The sequence below is a fragment of the Mesoflavibacter profundi genome (assembly GCF_014764305.1).
Classification (GTDB): Bacteria; Bacteroidota; Bacteroidia; order Flavobacteriales; family Flavobacteriaceae; genus Mesoflavibacter; species Mesoflavibacter profundi.
This window is the reverse complement of sequence record NZ_CP061703.1, coordinates 1,635,840-1,655,505: the sequence shown is the minus strand read 5'-3', so window position 1 is coordinate 1,655,505 and position 19,666 is coordinate 1,635,840. Positions and strand designations below refer to the sequence as shown.

At 32.7% G+C, this 19,666-nt stretch carries 13 protein-coding genes and 1 tRNA gene; 8 read left to right on the top strand and 6 right to left on the bottom strand.

Annotation, left to right across the window (positions count from 1 at the left end):
* Positions 1 to 9: 9 nt before the first annotated feature.
* A complete protein-coding gene (nusA, locus tag IFB02_RS07410; protein WP_106687374.1) occupies positions 10 to 1,242 on the bottom strand; it encodes a transcription termination factor NusA in 1,233 nt (410 codons plus the stop codon).
* A gap of 15 nt (positions 1,243 to 1,257) precedes the next feature.
* Positions 1,258 to 1,719: a ribosome assembly cofactor RimP gene (rimP, locus tag IFB02_RS07405; protein WP_106687375.1), complete on the bottom strand. Its 462-nt coding sequence runs from the start codon at positions 1,717 to 1,719 to the stop codon at positions 1,258 to 1,260.
* Positions 1,720 to 1,878: 159 nt separating this feature from the next.
* On the opposite strand from rimP, the gene IFB02_RS07400 reads away from it, so the two are divergent.
* Positions 1,879 to 2,703, top strand: coding sequence for a universal stress protein (locus IFB02_RS07400; protein WP_191072604.1), 825 nt, complete (start codon positions 1,879 to 1,881; stop codon positions 2,701 to 2,703).
* 51 nt (positions 2,704 to 2,754) lie between these two features.
* Here IFB02_RS07400 and IFB02_RS07395 read toward each other — a convergent pair.
* Positions 2,755 to 2,827 (bottom strand) — tRNA-Gln (locus IFB02_RS07395).
* 151 nt (positions 2,828 to 2,978) lie between these two features.
* Between IFB02_RS07395 and IFB02_RS07390 the strand changes: the two genes are divergently transcribed.
* Entirely contained in the window at positions 2,979 to 6,284 is a 3,306-nt protein-coding gene (locus IFB02_RS07390) for a glycosyltransferase family 117 protein (RefSeq protein ID WP_191072603.1), read from the top strand.
* On the top strand, positions 6,285 to 6,923 hold the full coding sequence (locus IFB02_RS07385; protein WP_191072602.1) for a polysaccharide deacetylase family protein: 639 nt from the start codon (positions 6,285 to 6,287) through the stop codon (positions 6,921 to 6,923).
* On the opposite strand, the gene IFB02_RS07380 is transcribed toward IFB02_RS07385, so the two are convergent.
* The gene (locus tag IFB02_RS07380; RefSeq protein ID WP_255457293.1) at positions 6,920 to 7,234 is read right to left on the bottom strand and encodes a thioredoxin family protein; all 315 of its coding nucleotides are present in this window, start codon (positions 7,232 to 7,234) and stop codon (positions 6,920 to 6,922) included. The two genes, IFB02_RS07385 and IFB02_RS07380, sit on opposite strands and share 4 nt — an antisense overlap.
* A gap of 36 nt (positions 7,235 to 7,270) precedes the next feature.
* Positions 7,271 to 8,497, bottom strand: a complete 1,227-nt coding sequence (locus IFB02_RS07375; protein ID WP_191072601.1) for a metallophosphoesterase — start codon at positions 8,495 to 8,497, stop codon at positions 7,271 to 7,273.
* Positions 8,498 to 8,740: 243 nt separating this feature from the next.
* Here IFB02_RS07375 and IFB02_RS07370 point away from each other — a divergent pair, with 243 nt between their 5' ends.
* The 5 genes from IFB02_RS07370 (at position 8,741) to IFB02_RS07350 (ending at position 17,678) form a co-directional block, all read left to right on the top strand.
* Complete coding sequence (locus IFB02_RS07370; RefSeq protein ID WP_106687381.1) at positions 8,741 to 10,918, top strand: T9SS type A sorting domain-containing protein; 2,178 nt, start codon at positions 8,741 to 8,743, stop codon at positions 10,916 to 10,918.
* A gap of 13 nt (positions 10,919 to 10,931) precedes the next feature.
* The gene (locus IFB02_RS07365) at positions 10,932 to 12,677 is read left to right on the top strand and encodes a thrombospondin type 3 repeat-containing protein (protein WP_106687382.1); all 1,746 of its coding nucleotides are present in this window, start codon (positions 10,932 to 10,934) and stop codon (positions 12,675 to 12,677) included.
* A 55-nt stretch (positions 12,678 to 12,732) separates the two neighbouring features.
* A complete protein-coding gene (locus IFB02_RS07360; RefSeq protein WP_106687383.1) occupies positions 12,733 to 13,731 on the top strand; it encodes an isoaspartyl peptidase/L-asparaginase family protein in 999 nt (332 codons plus the stop codon).
* A gap of 107 nt (positions 13,732 to 13,838) precedes the next feature.
* Positions 13,839 to 16,700 carry a DNA polymerase I gene (polA, locus tag IFB02_RS07355; RefSeq protein ID WP_191072600.1) on the top strand — a complete coding sequence of 954 codons (2,862 nt, stop codon included), beginning with the start codon at positions 13,839 to 13,841 and terminating at the stop codon, positions 16,698 to 16,700.
* Positions 16,701 to 16,721: 21 nt separating this feature from the next.
* Positions 16,722 to 17,678, top strand: coding sequence for a bile acid:sodium symporter family protein (locus tag IFB02_RS07350; RefSeq protein WP_191072599.1), 957 nt, complete (start codon positions 16,722 to 16,724; stop codon positions 17,676 to 17,678).
* 11 nt (positions 17,679 to 17,689) lie between these two features.
* Here IFB02_RS07350 and IFB02_RS07345 read toward each other — a convergent pair whose 3' ends face one another.
* Complete coding sequence (locus IFB02_RS07345) at positions 17,690 to 19,639, bottom strand: YgiQ family radical SAM protein (protein ID WP_106687386.1); 1,950 nt, start codon at positions 19,637 to 19,639, stop codon at positions 17,690 to 17,692.
* Between the last annotated feature and the right edge of the window lie 27 nt (positions 19,640 to 19,666).

The window sequence follows — 19,666 nt, the reverse complement described above, 5'->3', positions numbered from 1 at the left end:
AAATATATGTTAATCTTCGAATTCTTCCTTAAGAATTCTAATAACATCTAAAATTGTTTCTTCTTCTAAGTCTGTTCTTTTTACTAAATCTGCTACGTCTTGTTCTAATACACTTTTAGCAGTATCTAAACCTACTTTTGAGAATTCGTCTATGATCCACTCTTCGATCTCGTCCGAGAACTCTCTTAATTCTACATCTTCTTCTGCACCTTCGCGTAATACATCTATCTCGTAGCCTGTTAATTGTCCTGCAAGTCTAATATTGTGTCCTCCACGACCAATTGCTTTACTTACTTCTTCTGGTTTTAAGATAGCTTCTGCGCGTTTGTTTTCTTCATCTATTTTTATAGATGTAACTCTTGCTGGGCTTAATGCACGTGTAATATACAATTGTAAATTGTTTGTGAAGTTAATTACGTCTATATTTTCGTTTCCTAACTCTCTTACAATACCGTGTATTCTAGAACCTTTCATTCCTACACAAGCTCCAACTGGATCTATTCTATCATCGTAAGAATCTACCGCTACTTTTGCTTTTTCACCTGGTATTCTTACAACATTTTTTATTGTTATTAAACCATCAAATACTTCTGGTATTTCGGTTTCAAATAATTTTTCTAAGAATTTTGGAGATGTTCTAGACATGATTATTGCTGGCTTGTTTCCTTTAAGCTCTACACTATCTATAATACCTCTTACATTGTCTCCTTTTCTAAAAAAATCTGAAGGTATTTGCTTGTCTTTTGGAAGAATTATCTCGTTACCTTCATCATCTAATAAAATTACAGCTCTGTGTCTTATATGATGTACTTCTGCTGTATATAAATCACCTACTAAATCTTTAAATTGCTTGTAGATGTTAGTATTGTCGTGTTCGTGAATTTTAGAGATTAGATTTTGTCTTAATGCTAATATTGCACGTCTTCCTAAATCTATTAATTTAACTTCTTCAGATACATCTTCTCCAACTTCAAAATCTGGCTCTATTTTTCTAGCTTCTGTTAAAGAGATTTCTTGATTTGGTTCTTCTACCTCTCCATCTGCTACAACAATTCTATTTCTCCAAATTTCTAAATCTCCTTTATCTGGATTTATAATTATATCAAAATTATCGTCATCTCCAAATTTCTTTTTTAATGCATTTCTAAATACATCTTCTAAAATAGCCATTAGTGTAACACGATCTATTAACTTATCGTCTTTGAATTCTGAAAAAGATTCAATTAATGCTATATTCTCCATAACTCTATTACTGAATTAAAATTTTATTATCACTTTAGCCTCTAAAATATCTTTAAAAGCAATATTCTGTTTTTTATTAACTGTTACTTTTCCTTTACCTACTGGTTTAGGTTCTCTAGATTTCCACTCTAAAGTTATTTCTTCTTCAGTTGTGTTGGTTAATTTTCCTTCTATGGTTTCTGTTTGTGTTTTAACCTCTAAAGTTCTACCTACGTGTTTAGTAAATTGTCTTGGCATATTAAAAGATGATGCTGCTCCTGCAGACATGACTTCTAGAGAAAAATCATATTCTTCTCTGTCTATATTATGCTCTATTGCTCTACTTACAAATATACAATCTTCTACCGTTACTCCTTTATCACCGTCTATGATAACTTTTATTGCGTTATCGTTAGACATCTTAAAATCTATCAAGAATAAGTCTTGACGTTCTTCTAATGCTTGGTTTAATAATTTTTTTACGGTATCTAAAAACATATTTAAGTATAAAAAGAGGGGACAAAATCGTCCCCTCAATTAATCTTTTTTCGTTCAACGCTGCAAATATACACAATTTTATTGATTTTCATAATATTTTGATTATCAATTTTTATTGCTAAATTTATAGAACAGTCTATCTCTAAAATTACCTGTCTTATGAAAAAATTACTTGTCCCAACTGACTTTTCTAAAGAAGCTGAAAAAGCTTTAAAAGTTGCCGCTCAAATCGCTAAAAAACATAATTGTGAAATTTTACTTTTACACATGTTAGATTTACCAATACAACAGTTAAATGTTGGTAGTGCTCCTTCTGATCTACCAGAAGCTATGTATTTTATGAAACTTGCCCATAAGCAATTTGAAGAAGTTTTAAAATATGACTTTTTAGACAACATTACTGTAACAGAAATGGTTGATTTTCATGAAGTTTCCAAAGGTATTTTAGATACTTGTGAAAAACATGAAGTAGATTTAATTATTATGGGTTCTCATGGTGCCGATGGCTTAAAAGAATTATTTATTGGATCTACTGCAGAAAAAGTTGTTAGAACTTCTAACACACCTGTATTGGTTGTTAAAAACCATCATGCTCATTTCGAAATTAAAGATTTTGTTTTCGCTTCTGATTTTAAAAACGATAATAAAGAAACTTATAGTCAAGCTGTTAAACTAGCAAGATTATTCAATTCTAAAATTCATTTATTATACGTTAACACACCAAGTAATTTTGCAACTACTGCAACATCTAAGGTTAGAATTTTTGATTTTATTGAAGGTCAAGATTACGAAAACTACACTATAAACATTTATAATGATGAGACGGTAGAAAAAGGAATTTTAAACTTTTCTAAAATAATTAATGCGGATTTAATTGGGATTAATACTCACGGTAGACAAGGAATTGCCCATTTCTTTAATGGAAGCATTAGTGAAGATCTTGTTAACCACGCAAATAGACCTGTTATTACTTTTAAAATCTAGTTACAAAACATATAAAAATAAAAAAGCTTCCTAATTTAGGAAGCTTTTTTGTTGGCCTACTAGGGCTCGAACCTAGACTCTTCTGGACCAAAACCAGACGTGTTGCCAGTTACACCATAGGCCAATAACATTATTGAGCGTGCAAATTTAAAACATTCTTTTATATGTCCAAATATTTTTTCAATAAAATATCAATAAAATTATAACGTTAACTTAAAAAATGAGGTAATAACATAATAATTACTAAATTCGCCCACGTAAATAATCCAAAATATATGACAACTTTAAGTTTTAAAAAATGGAATCTAATTTTAGGTTGGTTCGCTTTTTTAATTGCATTAATAACTTATTCTTTAACTGTAGAGCCTACTGTTAGCTTTTGGGACGCAGGAGAATATATTTTAACAGCTTCTAAACTGCAAGTTGGTCATCCTCCAGGAGCACCACTTTACCAAATGCTTGGTGCGGTTTTTTCGGTGTTTGCTTTAAATGCAGATCAAATTGGTTTATTAATGAATATGATGAGTGCCGTATCCAGCGCATTTACCATACTTTTTATGTTTTGGACAATTGTACTAATTCTTGAAAAAATACTTGGCGAAGGTAAATCCCTAAAAAAAGGACAACAAATTGCTGTTTTAGGTAGTGCTTTAGTTGGATCTTTAGCTTTCACTTTTACAGATTCGTTTTGGTTTAACGCTGTAGAAACAGAAGTATACGCTATGGCTACATTAATCATGTCTGTAATGTTCTATCTTGGATTAAGATGGGAAAAAGACATGAACAAACCTCGTGGTAATCGTTGGCTTATTTTAATAGCATTTGTAATTGGATTGTCTTTTGGAATACATTTTATGGGATTACTTACCATTCCCGCTATTGGACTTATTTATTATTTCAAAAATTATAAAGACATAACTATTAAAAATTTTATTATAGCAAACATTGTATCTGTAGCTATATTATTATTTGTATTTAAACTTATGTTTCCTAATGTACTTAGATATTTTAGTGCTTTAGAATTATTCTTTGTTAATCAAATTGGACTACCTTTTAATTCTGGGTCTATTATAGCTGGACTCTTATTAATCGCTGCATTTTATTACGGCTTAAAATATACAAGAGCAAAGCAACTATACCATTACAATACTGGTATTTTATGCCTTCTTTTTATATTAATTGGATCTTCCTCTTGGTTAATGCTTCCTATTAGAGCTAATGCAAATGTTGTTATAAATGAAAATAATCCGTCTAGTGCTAGAGAATTACTAGCTTATTATAACTTAGAACAATATCCAGAAACGCATTTATTTTACGGTCCTTTATTTTCTGATCAATATTCTGGTTTAGATCAAAACGAACCTTATGTTGATGACAAACCTAAATATGAAAAAGATGAAGTTGCTGGAAAATACATAATTGTAAACGATTATAAGAGAGCTAAGCAAAACTACAACTCTGATCATGCTGCTATTTTACCTAGAATGTGGAGTACAGAAAATGCCGAAAACTACATGCTTTTTACCGGATATTTAGACTTTAGAATTAAAGCAGAATATCAAGGAGAACCTAGATTAGAACAATCTATTTTAGATTTTAAAAATGATGTTGCAAAAGGCTTAGTAGACTATGAAGATTATCATAAGTTTTTAAAGCAGTTTGGACAATTTTTAGATGTAGAAAAACCATCTTTTGGTGACAATTTAGCGTTTATGTTCGAGTACCAATTAGGCTACATGTATTGGCGCTATTTTATGTGGAATTTTGTTGGAAGACAAGACGATATTCAAGGTAAATACGATCAACACGGTAATTGGATTAGTGGTATAAATTTTATAGATAGTTGGCACTTAGGACAATCGCAAGACAATCTTCCAAGCGATGTAAAAAACAACAAAGCCAGAAACACCTATTATTTTTTCCCGTTAATTTTAGGTTTAATAGGCTTATTCTTTCTTTTTAATAAAGACAAAAAGTTATTTTGGGTAATGCTTGTCTTTTTCTTATTTACAGGTCTAGCTATACAAGTCTATACAAATGTAAGACCTTTTGAACCTAGAGAAAGAGACTATTCTGTAGTTGGTAGTTTTTATGTATTTGCAATATGGATAGGATTTGGTGTATATGCAATATTCGAAATGCTAAAAAAATACATGAATAACAAAATACTAGCGCCTGCGGTTACTATAATTTGCCTTGCTTTGGTTCCGTTAATAATGGCAAACCAAAATTGGGACGATCATGACCGTTCTGGAAAATATACAGCTCTAGCTATGGCTAAAAAGTATCTGGATTCTTGTGACGAAAATGGCATATTATTTTCTATAGGCGACAACGATACGTTTGCACTTTGGTATGCTCAAGAAATTGAAAATTACCGTACAGATGTAAGAGTTGTAAATACAAGTTTATTTCAAACAGATTGGTATATCGATCAAATGAAAAGACAGGCTTACGAGAGCGAACCTATTCCTTCAGCATTAACACATAATAAATATAAACACGGTACAAGAGATTATATAATGAAACGTCTAAGATTTAAGGACACTTTAATGATTGACGATTTTATGAACTTTGTTAGTAGCGATAACCCTAAAACAAAATTAAAATACGCATTACAACAAGAAGGTGATGATATATCTGGTTATCCTACACAATTGTTAAATTCTAATTATTTCCCTGCCGAACATATTAGAATTCCAGTAAACAAAAATGCTGTTTTAGAAAACAATATTGTAAAAGAAAAAGACTCTGCATTAATAGAAGATTACTTAGATATTACAATAAGTGATAATGCTATTTACAAAAACAGACTTTTAATGCTAGATATAGTTGCAAATAACAACTGGAAAAGACCTATTTACTTTACTGGTGGCGCATTTGGAGATGACGACTACATTTGGATGAAAGACTACTTACAGCTTAACGGAATGGTTTACAAATTAGTTCCTATTAAAACACCAGTTTCTAGAGCTAATCCATATGATATGGGTAGAATAGACACCGATTTTATGTTTAATAAAGTTATAAATTGGGATTGGGGAAATAGCGGCGGAGACATTTATCATGATCCAGAAACCAGAAAAAACTCTATAACCTATAGAGGTAATCTAGCAAGACTTATAGAGGCTTTAATAAATGAAGAAAAACTAGAAAAAGCAGAACAAATTGCAGACATAGCAATGCAAAACATGCCAGTAGACAAATACGGTTTTTACACTTTATTAGAACCTTACATTAGCGCTTATTACGAAGTTGGAAACAAAGAAAAAGCAAGACAATTATTTAAAGATGTAGCTGTAAAATATCAAGAATATTTAAAATATTACGGTAGTCTTACTATTAAAAATCAAGAAGAAAACTTTACAGAAATTCTAACTAACATAGAACGCTACAAAGCTTTAGTAGATGTATTAACTAATTACGATAGTAATTTTGCAAAAGAAGAATCTATCACTTTTGAAAGTTACCTTCAATTATTTAAACATTTTTATCAAGACGAACCTTCTTCTCAAGAAGTAACACCTTTAACAGAAGAAGATTTTTTAAAAGAATTTGATACGGTTTTAAAAGGAGAATAAATGTTTCGATTTCCTGTAAAAACACCAAAAATTGTTCAACGCCTTTTTCCTAAGTATTTATGGAAAAAGGCGTTTTTAGATAAAACCATATATCTAACCTTTGATGATGGTCCAACTCCTGAAGTTACACAGTGGACTTTAAACACTTTAAAACAATTTAATGCAAAAGCTACTTTTTTTTGTATTGGTGACAACGTTAGAAAATATCCAGAAATAGCCATTAAAGTACATGAAGAAGGTCACACTATTGGCAACCATACTTTTAATCATTTAAAAGGCTGGAAAATTAATACAGATCAATATATAGAGAATACAAATCTAGCACAGGAGCAGATCTTAAAAACTATCCCAAATTACAGCAAACAACTTTTTAGACCACCTTACGGAAAGATTAAAAACAAACAAGCAAAAACACTAATTAGTCAAGGTTACAAAATAGTAATGTGGACTGTCATTTCGTACGATTGGGACAACTCCTTAACCAAAGAAGATTGCTTAGATATCACATTAAAAAATACAACTAACGGAACCATTATTGTATTTCATGACAGTCTAAAAGCTAAAGAAAATATGATGTATGCACTTCCTAAATTTCTGGATTATTATTCAAAAAAAGGCTATACCTTTAAAGCGCTTTAAATATACTGTTGTACAATATTTATTAAAGCATTAGCATCATGTTGTCCAGTTTGTCGCCATTTCATTTCACCATTTTTATAAATTATAAACGTTGGCAAGGTCTTTACCCTTAATGCTTCAGATAAAGCTTTATTTTTATCTACATCTATTTTTATAACTTTTGCTTTATTACCTAAAGCAGCAGCAACATCTCTTAATACAGGATGCATAGATTTTGATGTTTCATTCCATTCTGTAAAAAAATCTAACAGTACAGGAACATCAACATCAATTAATTCTCCAAATTTTGACATTTCATCAAATAGTTTGATTATACGTTACTTTAAAAATAAAACATTTAGTTGAAATTAAGCTAGTTGCGAAGACTTTTTAAGTTTAATTACAGTAATTTCAGGCCAAATACCAACTCTTCCAGGAAATGCTAAATACCCAAATCCTCTATTTACATTTATAATTTGTTTATCCTGTTCGTATAATCCAGCCCAATATTTATAGCGCCATTTTGCTGGACTCCATTTAATCCAACCAGGTATTTCTATTCCAAATTGCATTCCGTGTGTATGACCGCTTAATGTTAAGTGATAATGCAATGGATGTGTCACTGCTATTTGCTCCCAATGGGTTGGGTCATGAGACATTAGTATTTTAAAATCTTCTTTATTAACATTTACAGTCGCTTTGTCAATATCTCCAGCTTTTTTAAATCGTCCTGCGCCCCAATTTTCCACACCAACTAATGCTATCCTTTGGTCATTTTTGGTAATAAAATGTGTTTCGTTTTTCAACAATTTAAAACCCATATCTTCTTGAATTTTAAATAGTTTTTCGAGATTTTTTACTTTAGCTTCTTCACTTGGCCAATTTACATAATCACCATAATCGTGATTTCCTAGTACAGAAAACACTCCATCTTTGGCTGTTAATTTAGCAAAAGTGCTTTTCCATTGCTCCATTTCATCAGCTTTATTATTTACCATATCGCCTGTAAATAAGATCGCATCAGATTGTTGCTGATTAACCAAATTTACAGCGTATTCTATTTTTTCTTTATTATCAAAACTTCCAGAATGTATATCGCTTAATTGTGTGATTTGATAACCATCAAAAGCTTCTGGTAAATCAGGATACTCCAATTCATAAGTTAATACTTTAAAATTGTATCTTCCTTTATAAATTCCATATAACATTGATGCAAACGGTATTGCTGCAATGCCTAAAGCGATTTGACTTATAAATTTTCGTCTTGAAGGCAAATAAAATGATGGTTTTTCTCCAAACAATTTCCCGTAAATCCCGTAAAAAACTCTTAAAACATCTTCAATAAATAAAAAGGAAATCAGTACAACCTTTAATGCTATTATAGTTAATAAAAAACCTAAAGCATAACTTTTTGCTGGTGTTAATACACGACCTTCTGTTGGTGTTATAAATTGATAAATAAAATTAGCTAACACGATTAAGGTTAATGCAAAAAACATTACATAAACCCATTTTTTACCAGTTAGTGTTTTAACAGATTGAAAAGCATAAAAGTTAAAAAGTAAGTAAATAACAATAAATAAAATCCAACGCATTAGTAAGTAAATTTTAACAAAATTAAGGTGTAAATATTTAAATACTTTCTAATTAAGGTAAGATTAACAAGAAAAAGCATGTTTAACCAAAAACACACATATGTTTACTAACTATACATTATTTAAAGTTAAACATACATTTACAAACTAAACACATAATAGTAAATTTATTTTTGTAAGTAAATACGCCTTAAAATCTATTACGAGCCTAATGTACAAGCTATTAATCTTAACATTTTGGCAATGAAACATTTTTACCTTTTAACAGCACTAACCATCTGTTTAAATTATTTAAGTTACGCACAATCTGCAAACGACACTTGTGCTAATGCAGAACTTATTAACGTAGATGCTACCTCAACAACATACAGTTTTGATATAAATTCTGCAACAATAAATAACGAAGAAGGTTGTAGTGGTACAACAAACGATTATGCAGACGTTTGGTTTGAATTTACAATGCCATTTAACGGAAATGTTTATGTTGGCGGAAGTATCTCTTGGAACATGTTTGCGCTTTACGACAGTTGTTCTGGTGCACAAATCCAATGCGGTGTTACCAATCAATTATTCACCAGCCTTACAAGTGGTACAACCTATAAGTTAAGAGTTTTTAGAGCGTCCAATACAGCGTCTAACACAGGATATCAAAGTTTTTTCATTCAAGCATTTCAAGAAGCTAGTAATGACGATTGCGCTTCCGCAGAAACTATTACAGTAACTACCGCTTCTACTACAACAATCAATTTTGAAATTGGTGGCGCTAGCATAAATAATGAAGAAGGTTGTACAGGCACAACTAACGATTACGCAGATATTTGGTATGAATTTACAATGCCTGTAACCGGAAACATTTACATTGAAGGCGGAATAAACTGGAATATTTTTGCGCTTTACGACAGTTGTTCTGGCACACAAATTCAATGCGGCATCACTAACCAACTTATAACCGGTTTAACTTCTGGCACAACATACAAATTACGTGTATTAAGGCTTGTATCTAATGCAGACAATGCAGGTTATAAGAGTTTTACTATTCAAGCATTTCAAGAAGCAACAAACGACGATTGCGCTTCCGCAGAAACTATTTCTGTAACAACTACTTCTGCAACAACCGTTAATTTTGAAATTGCTGGAGCAGATATAAATAATGAAGTTGGTTGTCCAGGAATAACAAACGATTATGCAGATATTTGGTATGAATTTACAATGCCTGTTAATGGAAATGTTTTTGTAAACGGAAACATCTCTTGGAACATATTTGCGTTATACGATAGTTGTAGTGGCACACAATTACATTGTAGTATAACAAGTGAAATCATGACAGATTTAACGGCTGGAACAACTTATAAACTTCGTGTTTTTAGGTTACTATCTAATGTAGACAACGCAGGATATAAAAGTTTTACTATTCAAGCTTTTGAAAAACCAGCAAACGATACTTGTGCAACTTCAGAAAATATAACATTAGATACTGCTTCTGCAACTTCAATAGATTTTGAAATCACTGGAGCCGAAATTAATTACGAATTAGGTTGCAATGGTACTACAGCAGATTATGCAGATATGTGGTATGATTTTACAATGCCTGTTAATGGTAATGTATTTGTAGACGGAGTTATTTCATGGAATAATTTTACGCTTTTCGATAGCTGTAATGGTACCGAAATACAATGCGGCTTAACCGACGAGCTATTTACAGGTCTTACTGCAGGCACTAATTACAAACTTCGCGTATTTAGGCTTTTAGCAAACGCTGATAATGCTGGATACAAAACCTTTACCATACAACCTTTTGAAGTTATAACTAACGATGATTGCGCAACTGCAGAAACAATATCTGTCACATCTACACCATCAGATATTTATTTTGGCGTAAGTGGCGCTGTTATAAATAACGAGGTTGGTTGCGATGGTGATAGCGCACAAGACTTAGCAGATGTATGGTACCAATTTACTATGCCTTTTAATGGTTCTATTAGTATAAACGGAACTATAGGTTGGAATTATTTTGCACTTTATGATGACTGCGGAACAACACAATTAGATTGCTTTAATCTATCTGGAGATTTTTACAATTTAGTTAGCGGAAACATTTATAAACTTAGAGCATTTAGAACCCAAATTGAAGCTGGAGAACCTAGTTTTAAAGAATTTTCTATTGTTGCTAACGAAACATTAAGCATAGCTTCATTTCAAGAAAAATCGGTTACAATTTACCCAAATCCAGCACAAAACATTTTAAACATAAACACTAATCAACCTATTGAAAATATTAGCATTACAGATATTAATGGTAGACTAGTTTTAAAACAAGACTATTCTTCTACAATTGATATTTCTAATATATCAAAAGGGATTTATTTTTTATCACTTAGACTTAAGAACAGCACTATCACCAAAAAAATAATTATTAAATAATTTCTAACTAACGATGAAAAAAATATTATCCCTTATTGTTTTTTCTTTTACTTTAAATTTATCGATAGCTCAAACTTGTGGTGCAGGAAACATTAGCTTATATTCTCAATCCGCAGTAGATAATTTTGTTACTATATACTCTGGTACATGTGATACTATTAATGGAAATTTATATATTAGTGGAAGTAGTGTAGTAGACCTATCTGGATTATCTTTTTTAACAACTGTAACAGGCTACTTATATATTTCATTTACAAATATAACTAGTAGTACTGGGCTAGAAAACATTATATCAATAGGAGATGAAGTAAACATATCCTATAACAATAACTTAACCAATTTAAATTTAAATAACCTAAATAGTATTGGAACAAATTTATATTTAAATCAAAATACTAGCCTAAATAATTTTAATGCTCCTAACCTAACAAATGTACCTGACAATTTAACCATTGGGTATTCAAATTTCACGGATTTATCTGATTTTTCAGCAATAACAACAGTTGGCAACAATTTAGTTATCTCCTCAAATTCTGTTTTATCAGACTTAAATAATATTACTAATGTAATAGGGGTAAATATTAATATAACAAATAATCCATCTTTAACAGATTTAGGAAACATCTCTAACATTACAACTCTTAATGGTAATTTATCTATTTCAGATAATGATATTTTAACTACTATTAGCCTTACAAGCTTAACTAATGCGAGTAATGGATTTATCAACATTTCTAATAATGATGCTTTAACTACTATAAATGCTAATAACTTTAGTAACTGCAACGCTATAACAGTTAACAATAATATATCTTTAATTAACTTATCCTTGAGTAACTTAAATAGTATATCAACAAATTTATATATCTCAAACAACACACTATTAACTTCAATAGCTTCACTAAGCAGTTTAACTACAATCAACAATGTATTAGGTATTGGAGGTAATAATCTTTCATCATTAAATGGTTTAGAAAACCTAAGCACGCTTTCTACTTTACAAATAACTGGTGAGAATAACTTAGTAGACCTGCAAGAATTCAGCAACATTAATAGTTTAACAACTCTAAACTTATACAATAATACATCATTACAAAGTTTATATGGACTTCAAAATTTGACTAACTTGAGTTCTAACGTATCAATTCAAAACAACTCCAACTTAACAGATATTACCGCTTTAGACAACATTTTCTATATTGGTAATGATTTAACTGTAGCAGACAACGCTAATTTAGATGAATGTTGTGTGTTAAGAGATTTTATTACAGGAAGTGGTTACTTAGGAGGAACCCTAAATATTAGCAACAACAATGCTAATTGTAACGATGCTTACTCAATTATTACTTACTGTCAAGTTTCTCAAGCAGATTCTGATAATGATGGCGTTATTGACAGTAATGACAATTGTAACTCTGCAGACAACCCTTTACAAGAAGATACAGATGGAGATGGTATTGGTGATGCTTGTGATAATTGTCCAACGCTTGCTAATCCATCCCAAACAGACACTAACGGTGATGGAGTTGGTGACGATTGCGAAGCTTCAGGATCAATAAATACCGGAAGTGGTAATGGTGGCGTTGGTATAGGTACAACAGATCCAAAAAGCTTATTAGAAGTAAAAGACGGCGATGTCTTTATTAACAACATTCATCGTGGTGTGATTTTAAAATCTGTTAGCGGTAAATGCTTTAGATATCAACCAGATGAAACTGGTCAACTTTTAGGCAAACAAATTACTTGTCCAGATATTTAATTAATTACTTTTTTAAAACAGCAGTATCACGTAATTTTATAAGATATATCATCTTATGAAACGTAGAAAATTTTTAAAAAACGCATCCTTATCAGGTATTGGATTATCACTAGGTTCTACATTTGCCAACAGCAATTATTCTACTAAGGTAAATCCAATATCAACCAATTCAGACAAACCATCGCTTCCTGTAGTAATAGCAACTTGGCATGTACCAAATGCAACTGCAAAAGCTATGGAAATCCTCCAAAACAATGGTAACGTTTTAGATGCTGTAGAGCAAGGTTGCATGGTAGAAGAAGCAGATATAAAAAACTCTACTGTTGGAAAAGGCGGATTACCAGACAGAGACGGAAATGTCACATTAGATGCTTGCGTTATGGACAAAAACGGTAATTGCGGATCTGTGGTTTATCTTCAAAACATCACTCATGCAGTATCTGTTGCTAGAAAAGTCATGGAAGATACGCCACATGTAATGTTAGCTGGTGAAGGCGCTAAACAATTTGCTATTTCAAAAGGATTTCAAGCAGAAAATTTACTTACAGAATCTTCCAAAAAAGCATGGGAAGAATGGAAAATAAAAAGTGAATACAAACCTATTATCAACATAGAAAATCACGACACTATCGGTATGCTTGCAATGGATAAAAACGGAGATATTTCTGGTGCATGTACAACTAGTGGTTTAGCTTATAAAATGGGCGGACGCGTTGGCGATAGCCCAATAATTGGATCTGGTTTATTTGTAGATAATCAGGTTGGTGCTTGCGTAGCAACTGGCTTAGGTGAAGAAGTTGTAAAAACCGTAGGTAGCTTTTTGGTTGTCGAGTTAATGCGCCAAGGTAAATCGCCTCAACAAGCGTGTGAAGAAGCGATCCTACGTATTGTAAACAAACCTAATAGCAACTATAAAAATTTTCAAGTTGGCTACATTGCGATGAATAAAAAAGGCGAAACAGGAAGTTATGCTATTCATCAATGGTTTAGTATGACAAAATTTCAAGATGAAAAAAACGAGCAAATACAATCTGATTATTTCCTTAAAAAATAAAGCTTGTTAACAAATTTTCAAGCAAAGCTGCATTAAGTTTCGTAGTTTTGATATTCTTGTCTGTTTAAGTGCAGTCAAGAACTTTTTAAAAGATTAAAATTCAAAACATGTCAGAACAAAAACGTCTCTTTTTAGTCGATGCTTACGCGCTTATTTTTCGTGGGTATTATGCTTTTATAAAAAACCCAAGAATAAACTCTAAAGGTGAAGATACTTCAGCAATTATGGGTTTTATGAACTCACTTTTAGATGTCATCAAACGCGAAAGACCAGACCATTTAGCAGTATGTTTTGATAAAGGCGGAAGTGTAGATCGTGTAGAAATGTACGAAGCTTACAAAGCCAACCGTGATGAGACACCAGAAGGCATTCGCACTGCAATTCCGCACATTTGTAACATTTTGGAAGCTATGCATATTCCAATTATGGTAAAGGAAGGTTTTGAGGCAGATGATGTTATTGGGACACTTTCCCGTCAAGCGGAAAAAGAAGGTTACAAAACCTATATGGTCACGCCAGATAAAGATTTTGCGCAATTAGTGACCGAAAATATTTTTATGTATCGTCCAAAATCGTTTGGTGGCGGATATGAAACTTGGGGAATTCCAGAAGTTCAGAAAAAATTTGAAGTCGAAAGACCAGAACAAGTCATCGACTTTTTAGGAATGATGGGCGACTCTAGTGATAATATTCCTGGCTTACCTGGCGTTGGCGAGAAAACCGCTAAAAAATTCATCAAACAATTTGGTAGCATGGAAGGACTTTTAGCCAACACAGACCAGCTAAAAGGTAAGATGAAAGAAAAGGTTGAAGCTAATGCAGAATTAGGAAGACTTTCAAAAGAACTAGCGCGAATTATGCTTGATGTTCCTGTGGAATTCAACGCGAAAGATTTCGAGTTAGATCATCCAGATATTGAAAAAGTAAAAGAAATTTTTCAAGAGTTAGAGTTTAGACGTCTTACAGATAATTTTATTAAAACGTTTACTTCAGAAAGTGATAATTCAGCTACAACGACTAATCAAAATGTCACTTCGAGCGCAGTCGAGAAGTCTCAAACAACAAAAGAAAAAGCATCTGCTGGTGCAGGACAATTCTCATTATTTGGTGGCGGCGATGATGATTCGCAAACCGAAGCAAATACATCTTTTACAAGAAATACTGCCGAAAACACAAGCCACTTTTACCAAAGCGTTGCCAGCGGAATGGCAACTAAACTATTTGTAAAAAACCTGCTTAATCAAACATCGGTGTGTTTTGACACCGAAACTACAGGCTTAAATCCGTTAACTGCAGAATTGGTTGGGATTGCTTTTTCTTGGGAAACTGGTAAAGGATTTTACTTACCATTTCCTGAAAATAAAGATGATGCACAAGAATTAATTGAAGAATTACGTCCGTTTTTTGAAGCTGAAAACATTCAGAAAATCGGTCAGAATTTAAAATACGACATCAAGGTTTTAGCCAAATACAATATTGAAGTCAAAGGACCTTTATTCGATACCATGTTAGCGCACTATTTAATTAATCCAGACATGCGTCACAACATGGATGTGCTATCAGAAACGTATTTAAACTACTCGCCCATTTCCATTGAAACATTGATTGGTAAAAAAGGCAAAAATCAATTATCTATGCGCGATGTGCCTTTAGATAAACAAACCGAATATGCTGTAGAAGATGCCGATATCACACTTCAACTTAAAGAACATTTTGAAAAAGAGTTAGGCGAAGCTAACACTCAAAAACTATTTGATGAGATTGAAATCCCATTACTACGTGTTTTAGCTGCTATGGAATTGGAAGGTATCAACCTTGATAAAGACTTTTTAAACAGCTTATCAGAGCAATTAAATACAGACATTGCCAACTTAGAAAAGAGCATTTACGAAGCTGCTGGCGAAGAATTCAACATTGCATCACCAAAGCAATTAGGTGTTATTTTATTCGAAAAAATGAAACTGGTTGACAAGCCAAAAAAGACCAAAACTGGACAATATTCTACCGCAGAAGACGTATTGAGTTACTTAGCAAAAGACCATGAAATTATCCAAAACATTCTTGATTTTAGAGGGTTATCCAAACTAAAAAGCACGTATGTAGATGCCTTACCACTTCAAGTTGAAGAAGCTACAGGTCGCGTACATACCGATTATATGCAAACCGTTGCTGCAACTGGTCGTTTAAGTAGTAATAATCCTAATTTACAAAACATTCCTATTCGTACAGAACGTGGAAGACAAGTAAGAAAAGCGTTCGTTCCTCGTAATAAAGACTACACCTTATTAGCTGCCGATTATTCTCAAATTGAATTACGCATCATCGCAGCCTTAAGTGAAGAAGAAACGATGATTGAAGCCTTTAAACATGGTGAAGACATTCACGCTTCAACCGCTTCAAAAGTATTTAATGTTGCTATTGAAGACGTGACTAGAGAACAACGTAGCAATGCGAAAACAGTTAACTTCGGGATTATTTATGGTGTGTCGGCATTCGGTTTAAGTAACCAAACCGATTTATCACGTAGCGAAGCTAAAGAACTAATCGATACCTATTATGAAACCTATCCAAAACTGAAAAACTACATCAGCAAACAAGTCGATTTTGCGCGTGATCACGGTTATGTGCAAACGGTTTTAGGCAGACGCAGATATTTAAAAGATATCAATTCTAGAAATGCGGTTGTTCGCGGTGCAGCAGAGCGAAATGCTGTTAACGCACCAATTCAAGGTAGTGCTGCAGACATCATCAAACTAGCAATGATTAATATTTATGAGAAATTAGAAGCTGGTGATTACAAAACCAAAATGCTACTACAAGTACATGATGAATTGGTGTTTGATGTCTATAAACCAGAACTTGATGAAATTTCAAAACTCATAAAAACTGAAATGGAAAATGCCTTTACATTATCGGTACCATTAGATGTTGAAATTGGTCTTGGCGATAATTGGTTAGAAGCGCATTAAATTTAAAATCTCTATCGAACTTTGAAAATAGACAAATTCGTCATTGCTATTATAATTACCGTGATAGCGGCATACATTTATCCTGATTTGGGTAAAGGTGAAAGCGCTCAAGTTTTAAACACTTTAAGCAGTATTGGTATATCGCTGATTTTCTTTTTCTACGGACTAAAATTAAGTCCTCAGCAAATAAAAATTGGCTTAAAAAACTGGAAACTACACCTATTAATACAAGCGACAACGTTTATTGTTTTTCCTTTAATTGTATTGACCACATACCCTTTAATTACTGAAGATAACAAAGCACTTTGGCTAGCTTTTATGTTTTTAGCAGCGTTGCCTTCAACAGTATCATCATCTGTAGTTATGGTATCTATTGCCAAAGGAAATATTCCTGCAGCTATTTTTAATGCTAGTATTTCTGGATTAATTGGTGTGATCCTTACACCCTTATGGATTGGTCTTTTTATGACCTCTACTGGAACAGATTATAGCTTAATCGAAGTCTATCAAAAGTTATTATTAGAAATTTTAGCACCAGTTATTTTAGGTTTATTGTTGCGACGATTTTTAGGTGCTTTTGCTTTAAAACACAGCAAAAAAATTACACTATTTGATAAAAGTGTGATTTTGTTGATTATCTACAAAAGCTTTTCTAAATCCTTTTTAGATCGCATTTTTGAAAATTTAAGCCCATTAAAATTACTAGCTGTCTTAGCTGTTGCTATCTTAATCTTTTGGATAGTATATTTCTTTATAGGTTTTATCGCAAAACGATTTCATTTTTCTATTGAAGACCAAATCACCGCACAGTTTTGCGGGACCAAAAAGTCTTTAGTACACGGTACAGTATTTTCTAAAATACTATTTCAAAACGCCTCATTTTTAGGCATTATTTTATTGCCAATTATGATGTTTCATGCATTTCAAATTGTAGCAATTAGTGTGATTGCTGCAAAGCATAGTAGAAGGGATTTATAAAAGTAAAGAAATTACTTTCGTTTTTTCTTTTTATACTTTACCTTATTTTTTCGTTGGTTAAAAGGTACAGCATCGTTAAAAGTATGCTTAGTTTTACCAGGTTTATTTTTACGCCATTTTTCATCTTTTTTAGGCAATAAAACATCAAGTAAATCTTGGCGACCAAGTTTATTAAGCGTGTTTTTAATCCAAGCTTTATTTTCATCTTTATACCAAAAGAAAAAACGGTGTTGTTCGTCTTTTTCCTTTCTGGTTTTTGGCGTATTTACCTTTTTAAGTGTGTATGGATGGTAACCACTGTAATAAATCACCGTTGCAACCGTCATTGGTGTTGGCGTGAATCCTTGTACTTGCTCAAGCTGAAAGCCCATATCTTTAGTTTCGGCAGCCAAATTTGCCATGTCTTCTGCTTCACAAGCTGGATGGTTCGAAATGAAATACGGTATTAACTGTAAGTTCAGTTTATTCTTAATATTGATTTTATCGAAGCGTTCTTTAAACTTATGGAAGTAACTAAACGATGGCTTGCGCATGAGTTTTAATACGGGATCGCTAGTATGTTCTGGCGCTACTTTTAGTCGTCCAGAAACATGCTTTGTCATCACTTCTTCGGTATAATCGTCTAACTCTTTAGGATCTGCGTTTTTATTGAATTCTGGCACCAACATATCGTGTCTAATTCCAGAACCGATAAACGATTTTTTAACCTTTGGATGACTATCAACCGCTTGATATAATTCGGTTAAGGGTTTGTGTGACGTATCTAAGTTGCTACAAATTACTGGCGAAATACAACTTGGCGCGACACATTTATCACAAATAGCTTGCACCTTACCTTTCATTTGGTACATGTTGGCACTTGGTCCACCAATATCAGATAAATAGCCTTTAAAATCTGGCATGTTTGCCACTTTATCAACTTCTCTTAATATGGACTCTTTACTACGACTCGCTATAAATTTTCCTTGATGCGCCGAAATGGTACAAAAACTACATCCACCAAAACAACCACGATGAATGTTTATAGACGTTTTTATCATCTCGTAAGCAGGAATTGGTCCACGCTTATTGTATTTTGGATGCGGTAAACGCGTGTAAGGCAAATCGAAAGAGGCATCAATTTCGGCTTCCGTCATGGTAGGATAAGGCGGATTTATCATCAGCATCTTATTACCTACTTTTTGAAAAATTCGTCTTGCAGCCAATTTATTAGACTCTTGCTCTATCACTTTAAAGTTAGATGCGTAAGCCTTTTTGTCTTTTAAACAGGTTTCATGAGACGCGATTTCAACATCTTCCCAATTTTTATTTTTTGGGATATCGTTTTCATCATTAATAAGAATCGCCGTTTGGTTTACGGTATTAATACTATTAAAAGGAACTCCACGTTCTAGCAATCGTACAATTTCACGTAGTGGTTGCTCGCCCATTCCGTATACCAACATATCGGCTTTAGAGGTTTCTAAAATAGTTGGCATTAATTGGTCGCTCCAATAATCGTAATGCGTAACACGACGTAACGAGCCTTCAATACCACCAATTAAAACTGGTGTATCAGGCCATTTTTCTTTTAAAATTTTACTGTAAACGGTTGATGCATAATCTGGTCTAAAACCAATTTCGCCATTTGGCGTGTAGGCATCTTTATCGCGACGCTTTTTATTGGCGTTGTAATTGCTAATCATAGGATCCATACAACCACCAGTAACACCAAAGAATAAACGTGGTTTACCTAACTTAACAAAATCCTGAAGATTATCGTTAACGTTAGGTTGTGGCACGATAGCCACTTTTAGTCCAAAACTTTCTAACAAACGTCCAATTACTGCTGGACCAAAGGTTGGGTGATCTACATAGGCATCGCCGCTAAATAGGATAACGTCAAGTTCTTCCCATCCGCGAATTTTCACCTCTTTGTTTGTGGTAGGCAACCAACTAGAAAGTCTTAATTCTTCTTGCATAACGCTGCAAAATTAATCAAAAATTAT

Coding starts and splice junctions, on each gene's coding strand:
- IFB02_RS07345 (WP_106687386.1), bottom strand. CDS start 19,639: ATGCAAGAAGAATTAAGACTTTCTAGTTGGTTGCCTACCACAAACAAA.
- IFB02_RS07385 (WP_191072602.1), top strand. CDS start 6,285: ATGTTTCGATTTCCTGTAAAAACACCAAAAATTGTTCAACGCCTTTTT.
- IFB02_RS07370 (WP_106687381.1), top strand. CDS start 8,741: ATGAAACATTTTTACCTTTTAACAGCACTAACCATCTGTTTAAATTAT.
- IFB02_RS07400 (WP_191072604.1), top strand. CDS start 1,879: ATGAAAAAATTACTTGTCCCAACTGACTTTTCTAAAGAAGCTGAAAAA.
- IFB02_RS07360 (WP_106687383.1), top strand. CDS start 12,733: ATGAAACGTAGAAAATTTTTAAAAAACGCATCCTTATCAGGTATTGGA.
- polA (WP_191072600.1), top strand. CDS start 13,839: ATGTCAGAACAAAAACGTCTCTTTTTAGTCGATGCTTACGCGCTTATT.
- nusA (WP_106687374.1), bottom strand. CDS start 1,242: ATGGAGAATATAGCATTAATTGAATCTTTTTCAGAATTCAAAGACGAT.
- IFB02_RS07375 (WP_191072601.1), bottom strand. CDS start 8,497: ATGCGTTGGATTTTATTTATTGTTATTTACTTACTTTTTAACTTTTAT.
- IFB02_RS07365 (WP_106687382.1), top strand. CDS start 10,932: ATGAAAAAAATATTATCCCTTATTGTTTTTTCTTTTACTTTAAATTTA.
- IFB02_RS07390 (WP_191072603.1), top strand. CDS start 2,979: ATGACAACTTTAAGTTTTAAAAAATGGAATCTAATTTTAGGTTGGTTC.
- rimP (WP_106687375.1), bottom strand. CDS start 1,719: ATGTTTTTAGATACCGTAAAAAAATTATTAAACCAAGCATTAGAAGAA.